The 24479-nt window shown below is 58.5% G+C and carries 19 protein-coding genes and 3 pseudogenes; 15 read left to right on the top strand and 7 right to left on the bottom strand.

Translation table 11 applies throughout. The features are described from left to right. The first annotated feature begins 1 nt into the window (after window position 1). Window positions 2-4219: a strawberry notch-like NTP hydrolase domain-containing protein gene (locus tag GV027_RS17230; RefSeq protein ID WP_159512599.1), complete on the top strand. Its 4218-nt coding sequence runs from the start codon at window positions 2-4 to the stop codon at window positions 4217-4219. A gap of 318 nt (window positions 4220-4537) precedes the next feature. Here GV027_RS17230 and GV027_RS21530 read toward each other — a convergent pair whose 3' ends face one another. Beyond that, window positions 4538-4684: a hypothetical protein gene (locus GV027_RS21530; protein WP_236559286.1), complete on the bottom strand. Its 147-nt coding sequence runs from the start codon at window positions 4682-4684 to the stop codon at window positions 4538-4540. A gap of 161 nt (window positions 4685-4845) precedes the next feature. Here GV027_RS21530 and GV027_RS17225 point away from each other — a divergent pair, with 161 nt between their 5' ends. The 5 genes from GV027_RS17225 (at window position 4846) to GV027_RS17205 (ending at window position 8501) form a co-directional block, all read left to right on the top strand. Beyond that, window positions 4846-5103 carry a hypothetical protein gene (locus GV027_RS17225; RefSeq protein ID WP_159512598.1) on the top strand — a complete coding sequence of 86 codons (258 nt, stop codon included), beginning with the start codon at window positions 4846-4848 and terminating at the stop codon, window positions 5101-5103. A 67-nt stretch (window positions 5104-5170) separates the two neighbouring features. Beyond that, on the top strand, window positions 5171-5464 hold the full coding sequence (locus GV027_RS17220; RefSeq protein ID WP_159512597.1) for a hypothetical protein: 294 nt from the start codon (window positions 5171-5173) through the stop codon (window positions 5462-5464). Window positions 5465-6077: 613 nt separating this feature from the next. Then, window positions 6078-6389: a PadR family transcriptional regulator gene (locus GV027_RS17215; RefSeq protein ID WP_159512596.1), complete on the top strand. Its 312-nt coding sequence runs from the start codon at window positions 6078-6080 to the stop codon at window positions 6387-6389. Further along, window positions 6386-7564 (top strand): hypothetical protein, encoded by a 1179-nt coding sequence (locus GV027_RS21525; RefSeq protein WP_236559284.1) that lies wholly within the window; start codon window positions 6386-6388, stop codon window positions 7562-7564. Before GV027_RS17215 ends, GV027_RS21525 begins: the two co-directional genes overlap by 4 nt. Before the next feature lie 154 nt (window positions 7565-7718). Further along, window positions 7719-8501, top strand: coding sequence for an alpha/beta hydrolase-fold protein (locus GV027_RS17205; RefSeq protein ID WP_201302642.1), 783 nt, complete (start codon window positions 7719-7721; stop codon window positions 8499-8501). 90 nt (window positions 8502-8591) lie between these two features. Here GV027_RS17205 and GV027_RS17200 read toward each other — a convergent pair whose 3' ends face one another. The 4 genes from GV027_RS17200 to GV027_RS17185 all read right to left on the bottom strand — a co-directional run bounded on the left by GV027_RS17200 (window position 8592) and on the right by GV027_RS17185 (window position 13683). Then, window positions 8592-9752 carry an IS30 family transposase gene (locus tag GV027_RS17200; protein WP_159512997.1) on the bottom strand — a complete coding sequence of 387 codons (1161 nt, stop codon included), beginning with the start codon at window positions 9750-9752 and terminating at the stop codon, window positions 8592-8594. Between the two features lie 463 nt (window positions 9753-10215). After that, window positions 10216-11646 (bottom strand): IS1182 family transposase, encoded by a 1431-nt coding sequence (locus tag GV027_RS17195; RefSeq protein ID WP_159512594.1) that lies wholly within the window; start codon window positions 11644-11646, stop codon window positions 10216-10218. A 199-nt stretch (window positions 11647-11845) separates the two neighbouring features. Next, window positions 11846-12583: a RelA/SpoT domain-containing protein gene (locus tag GV027_RS17190; protein ID WP_201302641.1), complete on the bottom strand. Its 738-nt coding sequence runs from the start codon at window positions 12581-12583 to the stop codon at window positions 11846-11848. After that, window positions 12580-13683 carry a ParA family protein gene (locus GV027_RS17185; protein ID WP_159512593.1) on the bottom strand — a complete coding sequence of 368 codons (1104 nt, stop codon included), beginning with the start codon at window positions 13681-13683 and terminating at the stop codon, window positions 12580-12582. Before GV027_RS17185 ends, GV027_RS17190 begins: the two co-directional genes overlap by 4 nt. Before the next feature lie 231 nt (window positions 13684-13914). Between GV027_RS17185 and GV027_RS17180 the strand changes: the two genes are divergently transcribed. The 6 genes from GV027_RS17180 (at window position 13915) to GV027_RS17155 (ending at window position 20844) form a co-directional block, all read left to right on the top strand. Next, on the top strand, window positions 13915-14565 hold the full coding sequence (locus GV027_RS17180; protein WP_159512592.1) for a hypothetical protein: 651 nt from the start codon (window positions 13915-13917) through the stop codon (window positions 14563-14565). A 560-nt stretch (window positions 14566-15125) separates the two neighbouring features. Beyond that, window positions 15126-16037, top strand: coding sequence for a hypothetical protein (locus tag GV027_RS17175; protein WP_159512591.1), 912 nt, complete (start codon window positions 15126-15128; stop codon window positions 16035-16037). Between the two features lie 405 nt (window positions 16038-16442). After that, entirely contained in the window at window positions 16443-17042 is a 600-nt protein-coding gene (locus tag GV027_RS21520; protein WP_159512590.1) for an AAA family ATPase, read from the top strand. A gap of 115 nt (window positions 17043-17157) precedes the next feature. After that, window positions 17158-17394, top strand: coding sequence for a hypothetical protein (locus GV027_RS21510; protein ID WP_236559283.1), 237 nt, complete (start codon window positions 17158-17160; stop codon window positions 17392-17394). Window positions 17395-17693: 299 nt separating this feature from the next. Further along, window positions 17694-18776 carry an acyltransferase family protein gene (locus GV027_RS17160; RefSeq protein ID WP_159512589.1) on the top strand — a complete coding sequence of 361 codons (1083 nt, stop codon included), beginning with the start codon at window positions 17694-17696 and terminating at the stop codon, window positions 18774-18776. A gap of 790 nt (window positions 18777-19566) precedes the next feature. Then, entirely contained in the window at window positions 19567-20844 is a 1278-nt protein-coding gene (locus tag GV027_RS17155; protein WP_159512588.1) for a hypothetical protein, read from the top strand. 32 nt (window positions 20845-20876) lie between these two features. Here the strand turns inward: GV027_RS17155 and GV027_RS21505 are convergent. Together GV027_RS21505 and GV027_RS17140 are read right to left on the bottom strand one after the other, a co-directional pair. Beyond that, window positions 20877-21335, bottom strand: a pseudogene (locus GV027_RS21505) (phage virion morphogenesis protein); the annotation flags it as partial. A gap of 33 nt (window positions 21336-21368) precedes the next feature. Then, window positions 21369-21788: pseudogene (locus tag GV027_RS17140) on the bottom strand (Tn3 family transposase); the annotation flags it as partial. 140 nt (window positions 21789-21928) lie between these two features. Here GV027_RS17140 and GV027_RS17130 point away from each other — a divergent pair. The 3 genes and pseudogenes from GV027_RS17130 to rfbF all read left to right on the top strand — a co-directional run. Beyond that, window positions 21929-22297, top strand: a pseudogene (locus tag GV027_RS17130) (transposase); the annotation flags it as partial. A 343-nt stretch (window positions 22298-22640) separates the two neighbouring features. After that, window positions 22641-23708 carry an NAD-dependent epimerase/dehydratase family protein gene (locus tag GV027_RS17125; RefSeq protein ID WP_159512583.1) on the top strand — a complete coding sequence of 356 codons (1068 nt, stop codon included), beginning with the start codon at window positions 22641-22643 and terminating at the stop codon, window positions 23706-23708. Then, entirely contained in the window at window positions 23705-24478 is a 774-nt protein-coding gene (rfbF, locus tag GV027_RS17120) for a glucose-1-phosphate cytidylyltransferase (RefSeq protein WP_159512582.1), read from the top strand. The genes GV027_RS17125 and rfbF overlap by 4 nt, the downstream gene beginning before the upstream one ends. The last annotated feature ends 1 nt before the right edge of the window (window position 24479 follow it).

The raw sequence follows: 24479 nt of genomic DNA, 5'->3' as shown, positions 1-24479 counted from the left end.
CATGTTCGACCTTCTCGATATTCCACCCGTCACCGATCGCGCCGCTGCGGCAAAAATTGCCGGGTTGCTCGCAGCCGGTACGCCGGTCGCACGCCGCGATCTAAATGAGGCAATGACTGCGGCGTTTGTTGGGTCGGATGCCGATGGCCGCTGGACGCAGCGCGACAGCTTCGAGATGCTCGAACATGCGATCGCCCTCCACCTGGCGGCGCGGCCATACCAGATCGCGAACCTCGCCGACGTCCACGCCGCCTCCGCGATCATGCAGCTGCTGCCGACCCAGACGGTGCGCAGCGAGGAGCAGATCAATCTCCAGCAATTCTCGACCCCAGTCGACATCGCGGCGATCGCGGTGCTGATGGCGGCGATCGGTCCGGACGACATCGTCCTCGAACCCAGCGCCGGCAATGGCCTGCTGATCGTCCAGGCCCCGGCGTGCGCCAGCCTGCAGCTGAACGAGATCGACGCCAAGCGCCGTGAACGCCTCGCCGGCATCTTCCCGGATGCCGTCGTCACCGGCCACGACGGCGCGGCGCTGGTCAGCCTGCACGCCCGCCTGCCCAAACCAACGGTGGTGGTGATGAACCCGCCGTTCTCGCGCAGCATAGGCCGCGGGGACGACGACCTCGCCGCCCTTCGTCATCTGCAGGCGGCGATCCGGCGCGTCGCCAAAGGTGGCCGGGTGGTGGCGGTCATGCCCGACTGGTTCGCAGCCTCCGCCCGGCTGAAGGCGGCCTATGAGGCGGTGCTGACCGGCTGCACGGTGCGGACCTCGCTCCGGTTGGAACACTGCTACCGCAAGCACGGCACCGATATCGCGGTGCGGCTCTACGTCATCGACAAGGTGGCGGGCGGGACAAGCCACGTCGTCATCCAGCGCAGCTCGGTCGCGGAGTTCCTTGATGCAGTGACCGTGCCCCCGCGCGCCGCGCTGGTGGGCGAAACCACGATAGCCACGCTGCCGGTGAGCAAGCCCAGCCTGTTCGGCACGATGCGCCAAGCCAAGGCGACGGTTGCCCGGACCTATCACGCACCGATCCGCAACAACGTGCTGCCGGTCGGCTACCGGACGCTGTCGACGCCGGCACCGCTCGCCGATCAGATCGGCTGCTACCTGCCCTACCGACCGAGCCGGATAGTCTTCGACACCGCCGGCGACCATCCGACCGCACTGGTCGAGTCCGTGGCGATGGGCTCGATCCCGGCACCGATCCCGACCCATATCGCCCACCTGCCGGAACGCACCGTTGCCGAGCGGATGCTGTCGTCGTCGCAGCTGGAGACGGTGGTCTATGCCGGCCACGCCTGGAGCCAGTTGCTGCCGGGCACCTTCAAGCCGGCCGAGAATGGCGTTGGCCTGAGCTTCGACGAGGCGGGCAGCCGCTACCGCAAGGGCTTCTTCCTCGGCGACGGCACCGGTGCCGGCAAGGGCCGGCAAGTTGCCGCCTGCATCCTCGATCAATGGATGCAAGGCGGGCGCCGGCACATCTGGGTGTCGAAGAACGAGCCGCTGCTCGAAGACGCGCGGCGTGACTGGACCGCGCTTGGCGGCATGACCGGTGACGTGCAGCCGCTCTCGAACTGGAAGATCGATGAGCCGATCCGCCTTGCCGAGGGCGTCCTGTTCGTCACTTATCCGATGCTGCGCTCGATGCGCTCGGACAACAGCCGGCTGCAGCAGATCCTCGATTGGGCCGACACCGACTTCGACGGGGTCATCGCCTTTGACGAGGCGCACGAGATGGGCGGCGTCGCTGGCGGCGAAGGCGCGATGGGCAAGAAGGAGGGGTCGCAGCAGGGCATCTGCGGTGTCCTCCTCCAGAACAATCTTCCCGGCGCCCGCGTCCTCTACGCATCGGCGACCGGGGCGTCGGACGTCAACAACCTCGCCTACGCAGTGCGGCTTGGCCTGTGGGGTCCGGAAACCGCCTTTGCCGACCGCGAGGCCTTCATCGCCGAGATCCGCAAAGGTGGCATCGCCGCGATGGAACTGGTCGCCCGCGACCTCAAGGCACTGGGGCTCTACACCTCGCGCGCGCTCAGCTTCGCCGGCGTCGAGTACGACGTGCTGCGCCACGCGCTGACGCCTGCGCAGATCGAGATCTACGACACCTATGCCAACGCATGGAGCGTCATCCATCAGAACATGGAAGCCGCGCTCGAACTCACCGGCGTCGTCGACGGCCTGAAGCACGAGACGCTGAATAGCGGCGCCAAGGCCTCGGCACGCTCGCGCCTTGAATCGACCAAGCAGCGCTTCTTCGGCCAGGTCCTCCTCTCGATGAAGCTGCCGACCGTCATCGCCGCAGTCGAACAGCATCTAAAAGCCGACCAGTCAGTCGTGCTGCAGCTGGTCACCACCGCCGAAGCGATTCTCGATCGCCGCCTGTCGCAGATGTCGGCAGAAGAGCGCGCCGATCCAGAAATCGAGCTATCGCCAGTCGAGTATGTTGCTGACTACCTCATGCGCGCCTTCCCGACCCGGCAGATGAAAACCTACACCGACGACACCGGCACCGCGCGCTCGGCGCCGATGAGCGACCTCGACGGCAATCCGGTCCACAACCCCGACGCGATCGCGGCGCGTGACCAGCTGCTCGAACACATCTGCGCATTGCCACCGATCAAATCCGCACTCGACGCGCTGATCGAGCATTTTGGCACCGACATGGTCGCCGAGGTGACTGGCCGCTCGCGGCGTCTGGTGCCGACCTCCGACGGCCGCCAGAAGATCGAGACGCGCTCGGGCCGTTCCAGTCAGGTCGAAGCCGCGGCGTTCATGGCCGGGACCAAGCGGGTGCTCGTGTTTTCCGACGCGGGCGGCACCGGGCGTTCCTACCACGCCAGCCTCGATGCCAAGAACCAGCAGCAGCGCGTCCATTTCCTGTTAGAGCCGGGCTGGCGTGCCGATCGCGCGATCCAGGGGCTGGGGCGCACCCACCGTACCCATCAGGCGTCGACACCGCTGTTCCGGCCGGTGACCACCGACTGCAAGGGCGAGCTGCGCTTCACCTCGACGATCGCGCGGCGCCTCGACAGCCTGGGTGCGCTCACTCGCGGCCAGCGCCAGACCGGCGGGCAGAACCTGTTTGACCCCGCCGACAACCTCGAAAGCGAGTACGCCAAGGACGCGCTCCTGACCTGGTTCGCGCTGCTCGACGCCGGCAAGCTGACCAGCACGACGATGGAGGACTTCTGCTCGCGCACCGGGTTGGAGTTGTACGATAACGACGGCGTCCTGAAGGAGGACCTGCCGCCCATCCAGCGTTGGCTGAACCGGCTGCTGGCGCTGCCGATCGGCATCCAGAACCTGATCTTCGACGAGTTCCTGGCGCTGGTTGAAACCCGCGTCGCCGCAGCACGCGAGGCCGGCACGCTCGATGTCGGGGTCGAGACGATCATCGCCGATACTGCGACCGTCATCGATGACACACTGCTGCGCACCGATCCGCTATCAGGTGCGACGTCGCATCTGCTGACGATCGAGATCGCCCGGCGTCGCAGCCCGATTTCGCTGGAGCGCATCCTCAACATGGCGACATGGCAGCGTGACGCCGCCTTCGTCGTCAATGCCCGCTCCGGCCGGGTGGCGCTCAGGAGCAAGGCACCGTCCTGGATGGACAACGAGGGTCAGCCGATCGCCCGTATCGAGCTGCAGCGGCCCTGCCGGCGCGAGTACATGCACGCAGCCGACCTGCTGGAAAGCGCATGGGACGTCGTCGACGAGGCGACCTTCATCGCCAAATGGACGGCGGAGGTCACCGAGGCGGCGGATCAGGTCGATACCGAGACGATCCGGCTCGCGACCGGCCTGCTGCTACCGATCTGGTCGGCGCTGCCGTCGGATCATCTCGCGGTGAACCGCATCGCGGATCAACACGGCAATTCCTGGCTCGGCCGCCTGGTCTTCGACAAGCACGTCGTCCAGCTCTACACCAAGCTCGGCATCGCCAAGACCGACGACCTGCCGATCGACGCCATTGCCAGTTCGGTTCTGTCTGGGCGCGCCGTCGACGTGGTCCGGCCCTTCCCGATGACGATCCGGCGGGCGATCGTGAACGGCAAGCAGCGGGTCGAGATCGTCGATGCGCCGCAGCCACAACACGCATGGCTGAAGTCGATCGGCTGCTTCTCCGAGATCATCGCTTACAAGACGCGCATCTTTGTGCCCGTGACCGAGGCGCAGATCGTGCTGGAGCGGCTCCTGAAAGGTCGATGACCGTGGTCCGTCCGGCAAAAGGCTGAATTGAACCGGTAAATAACTGGAAGGCGCCTTTTGAACTTTGTTGAGCGCGGCGAAACCGTCAACGAGGGATCACAACACGAAAGTGGATTTTGCGTACGTTAGGAGCGAGCGGATAGTGAACGGCGACACTTGGTGAGAAGCGATCCGACCGTTCTCGGGGAGGAATGTTCGATAGCTGCCATCGTGTGGCTCAGCTGCCTTTTCTCGAAAAGGATCGTTTTATGAGGCTCATAACCGACGCCTTGGTTGTAGATGTCAGCGCTAATTGGCACCCTTTGTCAGCGGTAAATGTCATGGCGCGACATGGCACAGGCGTTCTCGGAATCGTTTGGAGATGCCCATGGGGAAGAATGCGGCCCAGCCTCGACGCGATGGCGACAAGCCGCCGACAGTCACGCCGCTATCGGCTTCGGTCGTGACGATGTCGAGCATCGCCATGATGCTCGTTGAAAAGCTGGTGTGACCTCGCAAGATTAAGCATCGTGGTCGGCCGGTAGGTATTGGCTATTCGGGCAAGTGGCGGTAGGATTTGCGTACCCCCACGCTTTATGCAAAATCGACGCGGGGGGATTGCCATGGGTACTGGGTCTAGACGGATTGTGAACGACTTCGTTGCAGCCAAGGCGACGGGGGCAGAACGCGCGATCGCCTATGAAGCCATCAATGCGCGGACGTCTAGACGGTTATGCGGCTATGGCGCGACCATCGACAACGGCGTGGGGCCCTATTGTCTTGATGCAGGCAAGCTCGGTGCGTTTCGCGGCACGGTACGGCGGCGTGCGACAACGATTACGGCGACGTCGGGTGTCGTCGCCAGTGCGGTCGCCGCTGCCACGGTGCTCGCGCTTGTTAAATAGGCTATTGCCCGAAGCGCGACCCCAGGACCAGCGTAGGCCTCGGCCTAATGCCGCTGCGCCATTGGCGATGGAGACCCGCCCGCACCGGATACGCGGGATCATCCCTGGGCTGTTCCTGGCGCAGCATGCGATCCACGCGGAAGACGCAATCGCCTTCGTCCCGCGCGATCCCCGCGAGCAGTCAGCGTTCAATCGCTTGCGCGCACGCGGCATCGTCCGCCAAGCAGCCACCGGCCGCTTCTACTTCAGTCTCAAGGCACATTATGCGGCCGCCGAGCGGCGTCGTCGGTTCGCCGTCCCGACTGCGATCATCGGATCGGTGCTGCTCGCCTGGATCGCGACATTGTTCTTTCGCGGATGAAACGGTTGAATGAGTCGATAATATCATTTGCTATGGGATCACGCTCGAACGTCCGCAGCCGGGTGGTGCTAGCGATTTATGTCGCCTGCTTCGGAGTAGGCGCGTCCAACCATGCCCGCGACTTTCTAGTATATGGCTGGCGACCCTACAGTTGGGGGCCGCTTCTTCTTGAAGCATTTTGGACGTCGTTGATCTTACTGGACCTGTTAGCTATCGCTCTGATCTTATCTAGATTTAGGCGATCGGGTCTGCTTTTAGCGGCAGCGATAATGATCTCCGACGTCATAGCGAATACGTATGCACTAGTCGTCCTAGCCATACCTGCATTTGGCTTGGCGGTTTCTCTTCAAGCGACTTTTTTAGGTTTCGTATTAGGCTCGCTTCCGTTCGTGTGGCCTGGGAGCGTGCCCGCTTGGAGTGAACAGCAGTAGCCACTCAAACGGCCGTAAATGATACTTCTGGTCACTCCCGCTTTCTCGGAAAGGATGCTTAATCGAGAACGGAAAGCGCTTCTTGAAAGCCGACGTCGTGAGAAATTTGCCTAGCCCGCACCGCCCAGACTGGATCGAAATCAACGCTTGACTATAAGTCTATCTAGATAGATTTTGTGTGAATGTCTCGAACACGTGCGCTCTCACCCCATGCCCGGATGGTTCTCGCCGTCCTGCTCGATGCCGGAGGCCAATGGTCTCACGGATATGAACTGGCACGGCTCGCCAATGTAAAAACCGGCACCCTTTATCCGCTCCTGATCCGCTTGGAGACACAAGGCTACCTTGAAGCGGAATGGCAGCAGCCAGCTGAAGGAGGGCGACCGCCGCGACATGCTTACCGGCTGACGGCTAGCGGCGTGCAGCTCGCCCGGGCCAATCCCCCGAGACAGACGGCGACATCTGCCGTGCCACGCCGGCAGGCGACTATATGAGCGCGGGCCTTCGCCGGGGTCTTACCGACTTGGCCTGCCGCGCCCTGCAAGCGACGTTGCCGCCTTCGTTGCACGCGTGGGGATGGGCGGTTCGCTGCGAGGCGGCCAGTATCCCGGACGATACCAAGGCGCTCCTGTTCACGCTCGATAGCCTGTGCGGGCTCATGCCGCGCGCGGTCGCGTCGCACCTTCTTCAACCCTTCGCTTCGCTGATCGGCGATGGCGCTCCGTTCTCCAAAGGATCGACCACCATGCACATCCTGGACGCCACGATGCGTCGCCCTCGCGCTCTTGGCATTATCTGTGCGATCAGTGCCGTAGTTCTCGGCGTTGCCTATATGGCGATCGCCGGTGCGCCGATGCGCTATCTCGGGATCAACGCCGGCGCATTGGTGATCGGCTTGACGATGCTGGTGCTGCTCGGCCGCACAGTAGCGGCGGGTCAAAGATGGACGGGCGGTGCGATCATCGTGATGGCGGGCACTCTGCTCGCGACCGCTCTTCTCGGCTCCGAGGTCGAAGGCGCGGCGCGCTGGGTAAGCCTCGGAGGACTGGCCATCCAACCGAGCCTGATCCTGTTGCCGGTGATGCTCGTCGCCTTTTGCCGAACCCGTAGCGTGCTGGCGACCGCCGGCGTCATCGCTGCCGCTGCCGCAATGGCGCTTCAACCCGACCGGGCGATGGCCGGGATGCTCGTACTATGCCTCGCTGCCCTGCTGGTCGTACGCCGTGACAGGCATGTCGCCGTTGCGCTTGCCGCCAGTGTCGCCGGCTTCGGGGCAACGCTGGCTCGTGCCGATACGCTGCCAGCAGCCCCTTACGTCGACCAGATCCTCTACTCGTCCTTCGACGTTCACGCCGGCGCCGGTCTCGCGGTGTTGGGGGGCTTGGCGCTGCTCTTGGTCCCAGCCATCGTCGGTTGGGCTCGCGATGCCGAAAACCGCGCGACCTACGCCGCTTTCGGCGCAGTCTGGTTCGCCGCTATCATGGCGGCTGCCCTTGGTAACTACCCGACGCCGATCGTCGGTTATGGCGGCAGCGCCATCATTGGTTATGCATTGAGCCTCTTGGCGCTGCCGAAGCTGGTAGGAGCCTCCGCCGGGGTCGGTCCCAGAACATCCGGCACAACGGATGGATCGCCGTCCGACCGGCATCTGCTCGTCGCACTGGCCTAAGCGCGTGTTGGGGGCTTCTGCTGGCGACAGGCTCCGTCGCGGGGCGGGGTCTATACTGACGCGCCCCTATCGATACTGGCTCGTCGCGGCGCTCATTGCCGCCCTGATCTACTACGCATGGGGAGAAATCACTCGAACTCGGGGCGCTCAAAAGGTGTTGTTCCGCCCAGCGGAGCAAGCGTGCGGCACGTCCGGATCGCTGCGCTACTGCGTCTATCGCGATCGGCGGGGGACGAACGGCGATGTCGTCTATCATATGCATGGTCGCAACCTCGACGAGCGCATCTGGAACGACGACACCTATCTCACCGCGCTAATCCAGTCGGAATGGCAGCGCCGCCCCGAGCTGCCGCCCACCGTTGTGACCGTATCCTATGGTTCGACTTGGCTGCTAACGCCGAAAGGGGAGACACCCGACAGCGGACTGCTGGATGATCTGATGGCCCGTCTGCCGGCGATCGAGGGGAAAGTCGGGCGTCCACGTCGTCGCCTCCTGATGGGAGAGTCGATGGGCGGCCTCAACGTCCTGATCGCCGGCCTCTCCTATCCGTCGCGGTTCGCCAAGGTCGCGGCGCTATGCCCCGGCGTATATTCGACCTCGCCGTTCGCATCGCTGTCCACGATCCGCACAACGATGCAGCGCACGGGTGCGAACCCCAAGATCATCTTCGGCGTATGGATGATGGCGCGGAAATATGCGGCGAACGATGCCGAGTGGCAGCGTGTCTCGCCGCTCGCCCTGATCGAGCGGGCGGGTCCGGCCTATCCGGCGCTCTACCTTTCGAACGGCCTGTACGACGTTTATGGCAATTTCGACGGCACGCAGCGGCTTGTCGACATGGCGCGCAAGCACGGCGTCAAGACGGAGTGGCACCCGCTCTATGGCGGGCACTGCGCTACGGACGCAGCGTCACTGGCAGCATTCCTCTCATCCTGACTGCCTTCCCGGTCGGGAACGGCGATCAAGAAAGCCGGGGCATTCCCGGAATCGATCGGATTCAGGGAATGGCCGGGTTTGGTGGTGGGTTCAACGGGTCGCCGCAACACGCTCGGCGAACATTTCAGCCGGTGTCTGATACATCAAGGTCTTTCTGGGGCGCTCGTTGAGCTGGCGAGCGATGGCGCTGAGTTTGGCCTGGCTGTGGAGCGACAGATCCGTTCCCTTGGGCAGATATTGGCGCAGCAGGCGATTGGTGTTCTCGTTGGTACCGCGCTGCCACGGGCTTTGCGGATCGCAAAAATAGACGTCGACCTCGGTCGCCAGGGTGAAGCGCTTGTGATCGGCAAGTTCCTTGCCGCGATCCCAGGTCAGTGACTGATAGAGCTCGCGAGGCAGTTTGCGCGCCTGCTTGATCAGGGCCGAGACGACGCTGGCGGTCTCCTTGTTCGCCACCTTGGCCAGGATCACATAGCGTGACTGGCGTTCGACCAGCGTCACGATATGGCTGTTTCGCGTGCCCGAGATGAGATCGCCCTCCCAATGTCCGGGCACGGCGCGGTCCTCGACTGACGCCGGCCGTTCGCTGATCGATATCGCATCTTTGATCTGGCCAAGCCCGTCACGCTTCAGGCTGGCGTGGCGCGAGCGGCGGATCGTGCGCTTCGCCCGGAGATGCTCGAGCAGCTCCTTCTTCAGGACGCCACGCGCCTGGATGAACAGGCTTTTGTAGATCGTCTCGTGTGACACGCGGTGCTGCTCTTCGTCCGGAAAGCTGCGCTTGAGCCAGCCAGCGATCTGCTCGGGCGACCAGCTGCGGCGCAGCTTGCGTGATACTGTTCGGCGTAAGTCGGGATGGCAAGCCAGCTTGCACGGCTTGGGGCGCAGCGCGCGATCCCACGCTGCCTGATCCGAGACGGTCCCGCGATACCGATCCCGACCGCCACCCCGGCCGACCTCGCGGCTGATCGTCGAAGGCGCCCGACCAAGCTGGGCTGCGATCGCTCTGGGCGAGCGGCCGACGATAAGACCTCTCGATATCTCCTCGCGCTCGCTCAGGCTGAGGGATCGGCCCGACCGCCTGCGCTCCGCCGGACGAATGCCGCCAGACGGCGACAGCACCGAGAAAATCGACGACGACTGCCGATCAAACCGCCGGCCGATCGAACTCATCGACTCCCCGCGCTGCCACCGGTCCCAAATCTCGGATCGCTGTGCCGCCGAGTAATAAATCCGCTGACGCTGCTTCATCCCCACACTCCTTCTCCTCAAAGAATGAAGTGTTGCGACCACCCGTTGAACCCACCGTGGTTAGGGGACGTTTGCGCTGGCTGTCCGTTCTCTTACGGCAATGTCCTTGCCGACGCCGTACCCCGAAGAATACGCGAAAAGTGCGAGCGCAACTACTCCGACACCAAGCAACAATCCCTTGATAGGCTGTGAAATTGTCATGGGCATGTGTCCTCCTGACCCAAAGATCACCTCGATCGATGATTGATGTCAATGTCGGCTAATGGGCGCTTTCTGCCGATCCCGCCCTTCCCGAAAAGGAACCAGAGCGTGCGAAAACTCGCTGTGGGCTAGATAAGGGCCGCTTGAGCGGCGACGACGAGCTGGGCGCGCATACGCGCAGGTCGGGCCATCAGGCCAATAACCGACGGGTAGAGGCGAACGCCAATTTATTGACCGTGCGAGGCGGTTATTTCGAGCGAAATCAGGCCTGAACGGCCCGTATCATCCCCGGCACGCCGATGATGGTGATCGCCCGTCTGAGATTGTAGGCGAACGCGGTCAGGCTGAACTCGGCGCGCACCTTTTCGAGGCCGCGCGTCAAGAATGCGCCCTGGTTCATCCATTGTTTAATCGAGCCGAACGGATGCTCGACCGTCTCGCGCCGCACCGCCAGTATATCCGGGCGGGCGGCCAGCCGCTCCGCCATGCGGTCAAGCACCGCCTCGTTCTCCCAGCGGTTGATGCGACGGTAGCGCCCGCCGGTACAGCGGGCCTTGATGGCACAGGCGGCGCAGGCATTCGGGTTGGAGTATTGCACTGTGACATGCCCGCGCACGACGGAGTTGTAGCGGGTGTCGAGACGCTGCCCGCCGGGGCAGCGATACGCGTCTTCTCCGGCATCATAGTGGAACCGCTCCTTGGGGAAGTGGCCGTTGCTGACTGCGATGCCCCGCTGGGGACGTGCGACATAGGGCGTGATGCCGTTCTCTTCGCACGCTTCGATGTCCTCGCCCTTGTAGTATCCCATGTCTGCCACGGCATCGATACGCTCGACGCCGAGCAAGGCCTTGGCCACGCCAGCGGTTTGGGCCAGCAAGCCGAGGTCGCTGCCGGCGTTAGTAACATGCTGCTCGACGATGAGCTTGTGTTTCGCATCGACCGCCACCTGCGCATTGTAGCCGACGGTCGTCTTGCCATGCGTCACCATCGCGCGCGCGTCGGGATCGGTCAGCGAGATCTGGCTCTCGCCGCTGGCCTTCAGCTGGTCCAGCATCGCTTCGCTGACCTCGCGCCGCTCACGCACCTTGGCGATCTTGGTCGCAAGCGCCTCGGCAGGTCCGCTCACACCGTCATCCTCGCCGCGGTCGATGTCGTCGAGTTGCGTCAGATATCGCTCAAGCCGCTCGTCAGCCGACTTGAGGTACGTCTCCAGTTTCGCCCGTGTGAAATTACGGGTTTGGCTGTTCACCGCCTTCAGCCGCGTGCCATCCACCGCCAGCAGCTCACGCCCGAACAGATCGAGCTTGCGGCACAGAGCCACGAACGCACGGAATACGGTCCTGAACGCCGCCCGGTTGTCACGCCGAAAATCTGCGATAGTTTTGAAGTCCGGCCGTAACCCGCGCAGCAGCCAGATCACCTCGAGATTGCGGATCGCCTCTGCCTCAAGGCGCCGGCTCGATCGCACCCGGTTGAGATAGCCGTACAGGTATAGCTTGAGCAGATCCCCCGGATCGAAGCCTGGCCGGCCCGTCGCCTTCGGTCGCGATCGAAGGAAACCAGCCTCACCCAGGTCGAGATCGTCAACGAAGGCATCGATGAACCGCACCGGATTGTCCGCCGCCACGTAATCCTCGACCGACGCCGGTAGTAGCAGCGCCTGCTCACGCGCATGACCCTCGATATATGCCATCACCAAAGCATACACCCGTCAGCATGCCGAGGGAATCTGGCAGCCGAGTTTTCGCACGCTCTGGAACGAGTTTAGGGAATGTTTGGAAGTGGCGGCACGTGGCCAATCCGAAGGGGGGATGCCGCTACCATAGCGTCTCGCATTTGGCCTTAGCGTCGTAGTTGAAAGCCATTTTCGTTAACCAGCACCTCAATGTAAATTACCGCGGAGCGGTTTCCTCACTTATTGATGATTGATGCACCCGATGGAGGGAATCCAGAAGGCGGCTACCCGCGCCTACGAGTTTTGAAAGAACCTTGATTTGCTCACCACAGGCAAGGCTCTTAGTGGGTACAGGGTAATTGATCTGATGGTCCACCTCGCCCCAGATTTCTTCAAACAACGTGCGAACCTGAACTTCGCAACATAGAGGAGAATCAGCTCTAGGGCGTAAGAGGTAGTGTACGCTTGTATACGAGGTGGGCTTCTGCACGACACTCAAGTCGAATGCGCCAAAGTAGTCCGCTGCCTCGGGATCCCAAGTGTACGCAGTAGCTCGTTCATCTAAGACCCAGTCACCGGCCACCACCTTACCCCTAATCAGCCGATCAATTTGCGAGAAGTGCTCTTGAAATAGATGAATAATGCGGACACCAGCTAGGTCAGTAACGCGCCGGAACAAATCATCCGGTGCAACTGGTCGGCCCTCTGCACGTTTTCTGGCTAACTTCGATCGCAGATGTTCTCGATCTTTCAAACGACTTTTGTAGGAGTGGACGATCTGCTTTCCGCCAATTCGGAGGTCTGGATGGTCGCCCAAATACCGGAGGACGCCATCCATAAAGATGCCCAGCTCGTGCTTCATACTGTCGAAACGAACTAAGGTCTCCTCATCCAAAATTACGACGTCGATCTCGACTGTCTGCGGATCAGCAGGTGTGACTCCATCGGCGGTCACAGGAGGGCGACTCTCGAAAGGAAGTCGCCCGCAAACTTGTGGTACGCAATTTTTGTCTCCCGGAAAGCATGCTGGTTGCCGCCAATGGTACTACGATCCGCAGGTTCTAAAACGCCGCTATCAGGCAACTTCCACATCGGCATATGGTATTTTTGCGACATGCTCGGAAAGGTGTTATGACTATGAATAATAGCGTTGTCGCCTATTGATTTATCAGCGACAGTTTCCATCGGAATCATATTATTCTTTGCTATAGCACCGTGGATTGTAGTAGGGATTTGAATGGCGTAATTCTGATGAGCTTTAGCCAGGTTCAGACTATCATCAAATTTGCTATAACGCTTAGCATTATAAAGCGTGTATCCCATAAACTTGACGAAGGAGGAAGGAAAGTTCGATCGCTTCTCGTCAGATATAAAGTGAAATATACTTTCGAATTGCTTCCGCCAAGTGCGCATCGCATCGCCAATATTTCGAATGCCGTATACGGAGAAGAGATCTGGCGCACATGGAATGATAAAGCCGTCAGCCAGAGATAGAAGGTGTCGATTAAGTGCGCCAAGGCTCGGCGAAGTGTCGAATATGACGATCTCGTACCCGTTCCGTGCTGCATATTCATAGGCCATAGTGCGGACGCGGGTCGCCGTGCGAATTGCCAGGGGGTCACCTTGGTAAATACCGCTCCACCGCTCGCCTATCTTAGCCTCGAATAAATGGAGAGTAAGGCGTCCGGGAATCAAGTCGACGTTTGGGTCCAAGCTAATTGGCGGCGGTAGCCGATCCAGTTCGGCCGTCCCGTCTTCCGTCGGCTTCAACAAGAAGTGGATCGATCTAGGTGACGCCGTTATACCTGCGAATGCGACTTCGCCGTTTTTCGCACGAGTTGCGGCAAAGTCTTCAATGAATGGATCTTCTATTGCCCATATGTCATGGATACTCTCCATATCCATTGAAACTATGGTAAGATTACATTGAGGGTCTAGGTCGATCAGCAAAACCTTGCGGCCAATTTCACCGAGCGCATGTGCGAGATGGTAAGTGAGCGTGGTTTTTCCGACTCCACCCTTGTTGTTAAAGATCGTAATGATTTTCGGTGTCATACTCACTCCCCGTCCGAACGATGGGTAAAGCTGCACACCGCGATTGCAAGCGAACTGCCTGTGTAAGGCATATAAGACAATGCGCAGCGCGGCTGCCGTTCCCATAAGGGACGGCGGTCAAGACGACCGGCGTTATCTCGACTGGAAGCGAGTTTTGGCAATGGCCAAGCTTGCCACCTGACCTCCCCCTCATGATAGCGAATAGACGAAGTAACTGAAAGGAGCGTCCATATGCAGGATCAGGAGTTTCGGAAGGAAGCGGCATCGCTGTGGCATTGGGTCTCAAATGTATGCCGGAATCCCGATCTCGCGGACTTGGCGGCCCAATCTACGGCAACATTGCTGCATCCGGGATTTCTTGGCCTAGACTATCCAATTGACGGCACGGGGACACTCGTGATCGGCATGAACCCTGGCGGCGGGACCGACACCCCGAATAGGGAAGAACGGGATACGCTCGTTGCAATAAGAGACGACGGCAGCGTTGAGGCGTTCGACCGCCTCAACTCGGTCGCGGCGAAGCTGTACCCATCATGGCCAATTTGGCGGAACAACCTTCTACCGTTGCTGAAGAGCGCCAAGGTCGATCCCGCAACAGTGGCGTACATCCATGCCGTCCCGTTCCGCGTCGCGGACAACGCCAGTTTGGCCGGCATATACGCTTCCGCTTGGGCCAAGGTGAGTTCGAAGCAGACAGCGCTTTTGAAACCCGGCCGCATTCTCCTCGCCGGTGCAACGGCGGGCGGGAGAATACATCGACTTATGCCAGTCAAATCGCGGATTGTTATGCGATCTATTGGTGATAAACTGCATGCAGATCGCTCGCCGAAAATCGCCGCTTCGCACGCCGCGATATGGGAGGATCAGTCATTCTGGGAATGACGATCAGGGCGAAGATTGAATAGCAGCAATGCGCCGCTCCTTCCCACAAACGAACGACGGGCGAGAAGGCAGCGGCGTTCTCGGAGCCGATGGTGAATCGAGACGGAAAAGACGTCATCGATAAGGAGAGCGGGCAAGTGGTGAAAGGATGTCGATGCCCATTCACTAAGCATGTACGTTCGACGCAAGCAGCATCTAGTAGATAGAGTCAGTCAGACCAATCTCGACGAAAACAGTGGAAGCGTGACATTTTACGCATGATATCTCGGACTCGTCCGTCATGTTTTACTCACTAGTCGACCGGTTATTTGGAAATATGCTGCATACGATCTTGACTTAACAAAGTTGCCGGTCTCAAGGCCCAATTAAATGCGGAATGCGGAATGCGGAATGCGGAATGCGGAATGCGGAATGCGGAATGCGGAATGCGGAATGCGGAATGCGGAATGCTTCAAATATTTCTCTCAGATGAATGAAAGGGTCCACCGCCATTCATCTCGCCGCATGTAAAAGGTGATTCGTCGCAGATCTGACAGGTCTAGCGCGGATAGGGGGTTGCCGTGACTTATAACGCTTTCCGCCGTGTAGCAGTTGTTGCTTTGCTAACAATCAGTGGTGCCGCATCCGCCCAAAATGCCGGAAGTTTGATCGACACTCGGCCGAGCACTAGCGGACCATCGAATAATGGTCGAGCTGCTGGCAGCGCTGCAAAAGCAGTCATTGAAACTGCAAACGCATTTGGAGCGGCTCACGCTCGCGAACGTACCCAGACGCAAGTATATGAGCGAGCTAACGCACTATTGGCAGCCAATCGCGAGAAAGCGGGTGTCCTCATGGTTATTGAGCGGCGCGGAATTGGAACCACGTCGATTCATACCGTTGATATCGGCGGCATGGGCAGTCTGAAGGACACTCTTCGGATTGCAAGAGGTGGCAGCTATCACGAGGATATCCGCAGCGGCCCCGTAACGGAGCGGTACGGCAGGTACATCTCACGCGGTGGGCAGAGCCAGACCATCACGAGTGCGCAGCTTCGTAGTGCAGACACTACAAGTCAAAGCCGAGTTGAGCAGCGTCGAAGCGATCAAAGGCAAGAGGCTCGTGATCGGCAGGATCGTAACGCCGAGCGATCCCGGTTCCATGAACTAAAGGACAAAGCGCAGAAAGGTGAGGCAACCGAAAAAGAGAAACGAGAATTACTTGAAAAGGTTGAAAGGGAAGAGCGTAAGCAGACTACTGCATTGGTTAGTCCTTATGCTGATCCTACCAATGGCGGACTTCCCGGCTGGGATGAGAAGCGGATCAGGCAGGATCCTATGGGTTTTGATGAGGCTCTCCAGGTGGCTGCGGCCGCAGCCAAAAAGAATCCAATGGCTCCCTATATTCTACTTGGCGATAGGACCATTAACTTGGATCGGCCTTTGGCCGTCAGACGTGGATATGATCCTGCCGCTATGCTTTCGAAACGTTAAGATTAGATACGGATGCTAAGTAGGGGCATCCTAATCGGGCATCCTGCCAGGGGAACTGGTGCCGCGTTTCCCACAAACGAACGGCGATCGAGAAAGCCGGGGCATTCCCGGAATCGATCCTATTTCGAGAATCGAAGCTACTCGGGCCGCGTCGCAAAAGGGGTCCCTTTTGCGACGACAGGAACGCCTAACAGCCGACATTGCGCATATGCTCCGTTACGGAAGCAACGGCCCCTGAACGGTTGGCAGCAGATCGAGGGTGAGCATGCGGCCGGGCGGGCAAGCGCGACCAAGATCGCCGCAGCTGTCGACCGGGCACGGGCAGGCGGCGAGCTGGTCGGGCGGCATCGCGGGGCGGCGGGGCAGGGCTTCACTACGCGCGAGGCGGTCGCGACTGAGCGCCGGATGCTGGCGATCGAGCACAGCGCACGCGGCGCTGCCGACATGTCGCACGATCGGCAGGAGCCGGCGCGCATCGTCACCACCACTGCGTTCTTCGCGGAGGCGCGGAGGCGCGGAGGCGCGGAGGCGCGGGGGCACAAGTGGACGGAAGGCCAGCAGTCGGCGACGGTCGGACTGCTGACGGGGCAGGACCAGGTAACGGGCGTGCAGGGTTATGCCGGCACCGCCAAGACGACCACCGTGCTCGCTACCTATGCTGAAGGGATGCGCAGCGCAGGCTATGAGGTCCGGGCCTTTGCGCCCACGGCTGCCGCGGCAAGCGTGCTGGGTGATGCGATCGGCGCCAGGGGTGAGACGGTCGCCAAGGCTGTGCTGACCGGTGAGCAGCTTGTCACCGAGGCCAGTCGGGGCAGCGAGGGGTGGATCGTCGACGAAGCCTTCGATGGTCAAACAGCGCAGCGAACTCACGCTGATCGTAGTAGCGGATTTTCTCGGCCGCGAGTGGGTGTTCGCCCTGCGCAGCAGCAGGAGCTGGTCGGGGCACATTCGCATGATTTCGTTGGGCGTACGCCCAACGCGGCGGACAGCGCGTGGAAGATGTAGGTGCCCTCGGGGCCGGCGACAGAATGGCCTTCAGGCGCGAACACCAGGCGGCGCCGGAAGTCCTCGTCGCTTTCGTAGACCGCGGGGGCGTTGGTCTGGGCGTTCGCGGGGGGTGATGAGCAGGCGCACGACGCCCATTAACGCCGCCAGATCGTCGAGGTCTGCACCGACTTGCATAGCCCGGCATGATGGCGCGGGCGGCATCGTTGACCCGCGCGAGAAGCAGCAACTCGCGGTACGCGGCGACCTGCAACAGCTTGATGACGGGATCGGACTCGACGGTCGCATCGAACGCCGGCATGAGCGCCTGCAGCGCGGCGAGCATCTGGCCGTAGATCGTGTCGAAATCTAGGGTCTCAACGATGGCCGGCGCAGGCAGGCGCGATAGATTGACAGCGGTGAAGGTTGACTGCTCGGTCACGCCGTCATGTCGTCGGTCAGGTCACGGCAGCGCCATCATGCTTAGGTGTGGGATCGGGTTTCACACTCGGTCCACCGTCAGAAATGTGAAGTAGCGAGAACCCACTTTTATTTACAAGTCGACATCGTCTCGATTTGATACGGGCCGAATTTCTTGTACGGCCGGCGATGAGCGACACGCTCGTCATTTGACCGAAACAAATAATAGCTAAGTGCTTCGGAGCGAACGTTATGACGGTGATTAGTCAAGAGACGAGACTCCGAAGTATAGACGGGCTGCGTAACATTATGTGCGTCGGTATCGCGCTTTACCATTTCATACCATACTTCTTTAGCGGAAACGACCCCGAATATCTGGCATCTAGATACTTCTCTTATTTCACTGACGTATTTGCGGTATTAGCGGGTCTGTTCTCGGCTAGATATCTCAAAGATGTGTGGACAATAACATACCTTAAAAGCTTCTTGGTTAAAAGATTATCCAGAATATATCCTCTGCATTTAGCAACTTTAGCTTTTTATATATCTGTCTCCGCTCTTCTAGTATTAAACGTTGTAAAGGTGGAAGATAGGTCGAGATACGACTTTTCAGCCGTGCTTCCTCATTTGACTCTAACGCATTCTTGGGGTTTCGGACCTGCTATGGCCATGAATTATCCATCGTGGATGATCAGTGCGATAGCAACCTCATACTTAGTACTGCCATTCGCTGCGATGGCGTTTAGGCGCTCCCGCCTCTTGTTGGTAACATTTGCGATTTTTACAATGGCTATTTGCCTGATTATTGCTGATTATAATGACATTGATATCACAAGGTCTCAATTTATTGGTATAGGCATCGTGCGAGTGTTACCATCTTTTGTTGTAGGGCTTGTTATAGGGAAAATTGATAAAACTAAAACGCCGAAAACTGTCATTATCGCGTCTATGATAACAGCCTTTGTTTTATTATTTGGATTTGATACGCCTCTACATGGTTTTATCAGGCTTGTATTGATCTACGTATTTATAGCTGCAATAGTAATGGCAGATAGCAACAACATAAATAGTCCTTTATCGGCAAAAGCCCTTACGAGAATAAGCACATACTCATTCGGCGTGTATCTATGGCATGGCGTGATAGCTACCGTGTTGTTTCGCGTATTGGTACCAAAACTTTTGAACCAGGATACAATATCTATCGGTAATAATAGCTCTATACTGGCATACAGTATGTTAATTGGCGGCATTGGTATCTCATTTACAGCCGCTGCTATAAGTTTAAAGACTATAGAGATATGGGGATCTAACCTTTTCAATAAAGCGTTTAACTGAAGATGCTATTTGCGGAGTCCTCCCGCTGAACCGGGCTCGTATGTTGAAGCTGACCGACCCAGGGTTGGGTCTGGGCGTGTTGCACAATTCTCGGAACGCGGCCGTCCCCTTTATCGTCCCGCCGCAGCGGCAAGCAGATTGCGCCTTGCGAGCCGCCAAATACCCATCGTCAGAATTCCGCTAACGCTCGATATGTGCGACGTGGTTTCGGCGGAGCGTGACTCCATGGCACGCAGGTATCTTATGGCGTTCGCCGGCATCAACGAGGAGCGCCAGCGTAGCAGGCCTTCAAATCGGCGCAGTCGTTCATTGGCTATCTGCCACCTGCAGATTGCTGGTATGCGTCACGAGCTGGTCGCCCTGTCTGTAGCTGTAACAAGGACGGGCACCCCATCCCGACGGTGTCGGCACCGCCAACGAAATCTGTTTGCCCGGCCGTGAAGTCACCCCTCCCGGCCGCGCACGTGATCTTGTCAGCCTTCCGCCTGCAAGCATTTCGCCCCATCTCACACGCCGGCGGGGTGGTGGGCAGGGGGTCTAGCTTAGCGTGTTTGAGTTGCATCGTTGATCTGCCGGCGAGGACGGCATAGGGGCAAAGAGCGCCTCGCGGACTGCAGGGCTAGCTGGAGACCGGCATGTTAGTTCGAGAAGTGCTCAGAAAAGTCTTTCTATGGCCCGGAAAGCTCTACGACAAGAACGCTTTGGATAATCGCATCCAACTTGCGTCAGATACCTGCTATTGTGGTAGAAAAAAACCGGAGGGTAAAAGGCTTTGTAGCGAGTGCGAAGCATGGTGATGGCAGGGCGGCGGGTTCGCCCAACCGCGTTCGTCAGTGGTTTGCCTGGTGCAACCTCCAAGACTTTCAATGTTACTGGCAATAGAATTGCTTTAGCTTTGATTGTGGTAGCCGTCTTATACAATGCCATATTAGCGGCTCTGGTGGCGCGGGGAATCACGCTAGGCTATTCTAGCGTAGCGGCAGTCGAAGTCATTATAACGTTCGGTTGCCTGGGCTTATCACTCTCAACTGGTATTTCTGGCCGTGACGTGATGCCGCTGGCCCTGCTCTGGTTTATTGGGGCGCTAGCCCTAGTTGCGTCAATATCTTTTGACCAAGTTTACATTGGCAGTATCAGAAATTTTGCCCTGATAACCGTCTTTAGTATGCTTGGACAAAGGATGGACTACAAGTTTATCCGGCGTGCATTCTTTATAGCATCAACAATGACGCTTGTCGTTTTGATTTGGGAGATAACTTCCGTAGAGAGTTATGCTGCCTTTTTCTCGCCTGCGCGCTACTATGAGCTGACACGGGGGACTGCAAGAAATGAGTTTGATGACTCAGGCCTGAGTGTCGGGACAATCGTTTTTGAAGGCCGTTTTAGTTTGGGACTGTTTTCGGGGCGCCGAACCTCCTCAATATTTCTTGAGCAGGTTTCGATCAACTCATACGCAATTGTTTGTATGGCGTTTCTGAATGGATCTTGGCTACGTCTTAATTGGAAAGAAAAGGCCATTCAGATTTCAACAATTGGTCTGATAATTGCGAGTAACAACGCGAGAATGGGCGCTCTTATGTGCATTCTTATGCCAATAGGGTATTTCATATTTCCGTGGATTAATAGGAATATCGTTCTTGCAATACCATTCATAATCGTAGGCGCCATATTCGCATTAGGATCTCACCTTCAAAACGCCGTTGGAGATGATCTAACTGGTCGGTTAGGCGTTACATATCGCCTCCTCAACACATTTAACCTTTCAGAAATAATTGCTGGAAATCCGTTGAAGGTAGAGAAAACATTCGATAGCGGATACGCTTTTATTTTGGCATCAATCGGCCTCTTTGGAGGTTTTGTTTATCTTCTTTTCCTGACTTATTATCCACGTTACGGGTCGGAGGAGCAGCGCAGGGGATCTTGGAGTGCCGCAATCTATATTTTGGCTTGGCTTACTGTTGGTGGGACAGCTACATTTTCAATAAAAACTGCCGCTTTGCTATGGTCGTTTATAGCTTGCCTCAGCAAATTACCCTCAAGTGATTTGACCAAGCAAGTAAGCAGATAGATTTTTGTGCCTGGTTACGCATAAACGGGCCGTTATTGCCGTTCAGTAGTACGTTTCAAGTTTTCAGCAGGCAAATTGACATCATCTTTTTGATAGGCATTTCTGCCGGCGCAATAATTGAGCAGAATGTCGAATAATTCTTGCCGCTCCGCATCGGTGTCGCCAAGCAGTACACGTTGCGCGTATCGGACGGGTTTCGTGCCTTTCGTCGGCGCATCTTCAAGCCCCTCTTGGTGCACGCGAGCGATACGCGCAGCTCGTCCGCTGAACCCGACTCACGCCTCGGTGTCGGTCGACCCAGCCTTCAGGTTGGTCGTGTTGCGAAGTTTGCGAAACATGGCTTTGCGCTTGATCGTCCCGCCTCGCCGCAGCCGGCCGGCGGGCTGCGCTTTGCGCGCGGCGAACGGGTGGCCGTCTGAATCCCGCTGACGGGCGATGCGTGCCGATTGGCTGCTGCGAAGCGTGTGGGCCATGATGCGCAGTATCTTCCTGGTGTCATCGCAGACTGTCTTTCCACGCGTACGCTAAGGGCGATTAGCTGATCCCGTAGTTCGCAACGGCCTGAACCGCTCCCAGGGTTTGTCGATCTCGCTCCACAGATAGTCGCCGGTGAGGCTGATATGCTCCCAGCCCAGCGGTGCGACGTGGGTGAATAAAGTGTCGGGCACGTCGATGCCGCGGTCGCGCAGGTGACGGGCGGCACGATCGAGATAGACGGTGTTCCACAGGATGATGGCCGAGACCATGAGGCTGGGGCCGGAGGCACGGTGCCGCTGGTTCTCGAAACTGCGGTCACGCAGTTCGCCGAGCCGGTTGAAGAAGACGGCGCGGGCGAGCGCGTTGCGGGCTTCGCCCTTGTTGAGGTTGGCGGCACCGGGGGCTTCCGGCCAGTCGCGTATCCAGGCCAGGGACGAGCGGGTGGGTCTTCCCCCGATGCGCAGCAGGGCATCGAGCCGTTCGACCTGATCCGACGTCAGATCACGACCACGCCGTGCGAACGCCTGCCGGCTCTAGGATCTGAATAGCGGGGATAAGTGGATTGCCGATCTGACAGCGGCCATGCTGGCCGCGAAGAGGAAGCAAGATGAGCAAGCGACCCCGTCGGAACCACAGCCCGGCATTCAAGACCAAGGTGGCGCTGGCTGTCGTGGGAGGCGAGAAGACGCTAGCCGAGTTCGCGCAGCAGTATGACGTACATCCCAACCTCATCAACCAGTGGCGGGCGCAGCTGCTGGAGGGGGCGGCAGACGTGTTCGGCGCGGCGCCGGCAACGAGCGAACCCGCAGTCGATATAACCGTGCTGCACGCCAAGATTGGCGAGCTGACGCTGGCGAACGATTTTTTGGCCGGTGCGCTCGGGAAAGCCGGTCTGTTGCCGGAGCGCAAAGCGATGATCGACCGTGACCATGCGCTGCCGCTGGCCCGCCAAGCGCAGCAGCTCGATATCAGCCGCGCCCATTCACTTATCCAGAGCGCGAGCCTCTTCAGACAAGCGGAGCCACTTTTCGGCGCCCTCCGATCCGCTTTCACGAAAAGAACGTCAGGTGGCGGCGGGCCAGCGAGTTTTCTTACAATTTGTGTTCCATCTTGGGAAAGCTGGAGTGGTGGCTTTTGCGCGCGCGCACCTTTTACGGAGGCATAGCACCTCAAACTGGGGAGCAAGTTCGAGACGATCAGAGCGGATTATACGCGAGCATCTGCTGCTCGCTATTGGGTGGCGTATCCGATAGTGCTGGATGTGTTTCATTCATTTACCGCTTCCGAGCGGTCAGTCTTGGGTAAGGGCAAGGACAAAAATGCGAGTATTGATCACTGGTAACCTTGGCTATGTCGGGCCAGCTGTTGTCCGTAGGTTGCGGGCAACAATGCCTAACGCATATTTGCATGGCTTCGATTCCGCATTTTTCGCCCACTGCCTGACTGACGTTGAAGCGCTGCCTGAGCGCTTGCTGAACAATCAAAGCTTTGGTGACATCCGGTCAATCAGTCCAGATGCCCTAGAAGGGTTTGACGCTGTTGTACACCTTGCAGCGGTCTCAAATGATCCCATGGGGAGTCGTTTTTCAGATGTCACGCAGGCCATAAACCAAGATGCTTCGATCTCTCTTGCAGAACTGGCGAGCAAGTCCGGTGTCAAGAACTTTGTTTTCGCATCTAGCTGCAGTGTCTATGGCGTTGCCGACGGAGGCCCTCGCCGGGAAGAAGATCCCCTCAATCCGATAACTGCTTATGCCGCTTCGAAGATCGGAACCGAGCAAGGTCTTGGTAGAGTCGAGGGGGGGATGACAATCACCTGTCTTCGATTTGCCACGGCATGTGGCATGTCTAGTCGCCTGCGGCTTGACCTTGTGCTTAACGATTTTGTTGCTGCGGCGCTTACGTCTGGCAGAATTAGCGTCCTTAGCGACGGCACGCCATGGCGCCCACTGATCGATACTGAAGACATGGCACGTGCGATCGAGTGGGCGGCAACTCGCTCCGTCGCGAATGGTGGCCGCTTCCTAGTCGTGAATGCAGGAACAGATTCAGCAAACTACCAGGTCCGTGACCTTGCGGCTGCGGTTGCAGAGGCACTTCCCGGGACCGAAGTCAGCATTGCTACTGACGCGCCGGCTGACAGTCGCTCCTATCAGGTTAATTTCGCAAAATATGCGCAACTCGCACCGCAACATCAGCCGATAATGGCACTAGATGACTCTATTCGCAATTTGATCAAGGGCCTGCGGGAATTGCAATTCGGTGATGAGAATTTCCGGACGTCTTCGATGATCCGCCTCCGGGTGCTGCAGGACCATCTTGAGAAACAGCGCTTAACAGAGGATCTTTTTTGGAGTCGGTTCTCGGGTAAGGCAGCTGACGCATGAAGGTAGCACTGCTCGCAGGTGGTTTTGGTACTCGCCTGAGCGAGGAAACAACAATAAAGCCCAAGCCTATGGTTGAAATTGGCGGTCGCCCGATAATGTGGCATATTATGAAGTTTTATGCACACTATGGATTGCGAGATTTTGTAATACTGGGCGGTTACAAGGTCGAGTATATCCGAGACTATTTTCTCAATTATAGGGCGAATGAGTGTGACTTCACGATCGACCTAAAGTCCGGCGGTGTTGAATGGGCAGAGGCCGTTGCGGAAGACTGGCGTGTCACCGTGATCGATACCGGAAGTGAGACAATGACAGGGGGACGACTACGTCGTGCTCGGCATCTGCTTGCGGACGACACTTTCTGCCTCACTTATGGTGATGGCCTGAGCGATGTTAACATTCCGACCCTCCTGCAAACTCACCGGTCCACCGACGCCTGGTGCACGATGACTGCGGTGGTCCAGCCCGGCCGCTATGGGTCCCTCAGGTTGAGTGATGATGGAGCGCATGTGGAGGGATTTCGGGAGAAGGGTGCTCATGACGGCGGGCTAATTAATGGCGGGTTCTTTGTTTGTGAGCCGGCGATGCTTGACCTGATTGACGGTGACGAGACCGTTTTGGAAGGTCAGCCAATGGAAAGACTTATTCAGCGAGGGAAGCTGGCAAGCCATCCACATGACGGTTACTGGCAAAGCATGGATTCGCTTCGTGACCGCCACCTGCTCGAGGAACAATGGATAGCGGGCGCTCCATGGAAAGTTTGGGAGTAGT

Source organism: Sphingomonas sp. T1 (assembly GCF_902506585.1).
Classification (GTDB): Bacteria; Pseudomonadota; Alphaproteobacteria; order Sphingomonadales; family Sphingomonadaceae; genus Sphingomonas; species Sphingomonas aerolata.
The sequence above is the reverse complement of the archived record's forward strand: the minus strand, read 5'-3'. Positions and strand labels throughout refer to the sequence as shown.

What these genes read in the sequence shown, in the direction of transcription:
- GV027_RS21520 (WP_159512590.1), top strand. Translation starts at nt 16,443, where the DNA reads ATGCTGGCGATCGAGCACAGCGCACGCGGCGCTGCCGACATGTCGCAC.
- GV027_RS17220 (WP_159512597.1), top strand. Translation starts at nt 5,171, where the DNA reads ATGGAGACCCGCCCGCACCGGATACGCGGGATCATCCCTGGGCTGTTC.
- GV027_RS21525 (WP_236559284.1), top strand. Translation starts at nt 6,386, where the DNA reads ATGAGCGCGGGCCTTCGCCGGGGTCTTACCGACTTGGCCTGCCGCGCC.
- GV027_RS17230 (WP_159512599.1), top strand. Translation starts at nt 2, where the DNA reads ATGTTCGACCTTCTCGATATTCCACCCGTCACCGATCGCGCCGCTGCG.
- GV027_RS17215 (WP_159512596.1), top strand. Translation starts at nt 6,078, where the DNA reads ATGTCTCGAACACGTGCGCTCTCACCCCATGCCCGGATGGTTCTCGCC.
- GV027_RS17180 (WP_159512592.1), top strand. Translation starts at nt 13,915, where the DNA reads ATGCAGGATCAGGAGTTTCGGAAGGAAGCGGCATCGCTGTGGCATTGG.
- GV027_RS17160 (WP_159512589.1), top strand. Translation starts at nt 17,694, where the DNA reads ATGACGGTGATTAGTCAAGAGACGAGACTCCGAAGTATAGACGGGCTG.
- GV027_RS17125 (WP_159512583.1), top strand. Translation starts at nt 22,641, where the DNA reads ATGCGAGTATTGATCACTGGTAACCTTGGCTATGTCGGGCCAGCTGTT.
- GV027_RS21510 (WP_236559283.1), top strand. Translation starts at nt 17,158, where the DNA reads ATGAGCAGGCGCACGACGCCCATTAACGCCGCCAGATCGTCGAGGTCT.
- GV027_RS17185 (WP_159512593.1), bottom strand. Translation starts at nt 13,683, where the DNA reads ATGACACCGAAAATCATTACGATCTTTAACAACAAGGGTGGAGTCGGA.
- GV027_RS17200 (WP_159512997.1), bottom strand. Translation starts at nt 9,752, where the DNA reads ATGAAGCAGCGTCAGCGGATTTATTACTCGGCGGCACAGCGATCCGAG.
- GV027_RS17195 (WP_159512594.1), bottom strand. Translation starts at nt 11,646, where the DNA reads ATGGCATATATCGAGGGTCATGCGCGTGAGCAGGCGCTGCTACTACCG.
- GV027_RS21530 (WP_236559286.1), bottom strand. Translation starts at nt 4,684, where the DNA reads ATGGCGATGCTCGACATCGTCACGACCGAAGCCGATAGCGGCGTGACT.
- GV027_RS17155 (WP_159512588.1), top strand. Translation starts at nt 19,567, where the DNA reads ATGGTGATGGCAGGGCGGCGGGTTCGCCCAACCGCGTTCGTCAGTGGT.
- rfbF (WP_159512582.1), top strand. Translation starts at nt 23,705, where the DNA reads ATGAAGGTAGCACTGCTCGCAGGTGGTTTTGGTACTCGCCTGAGCGAG.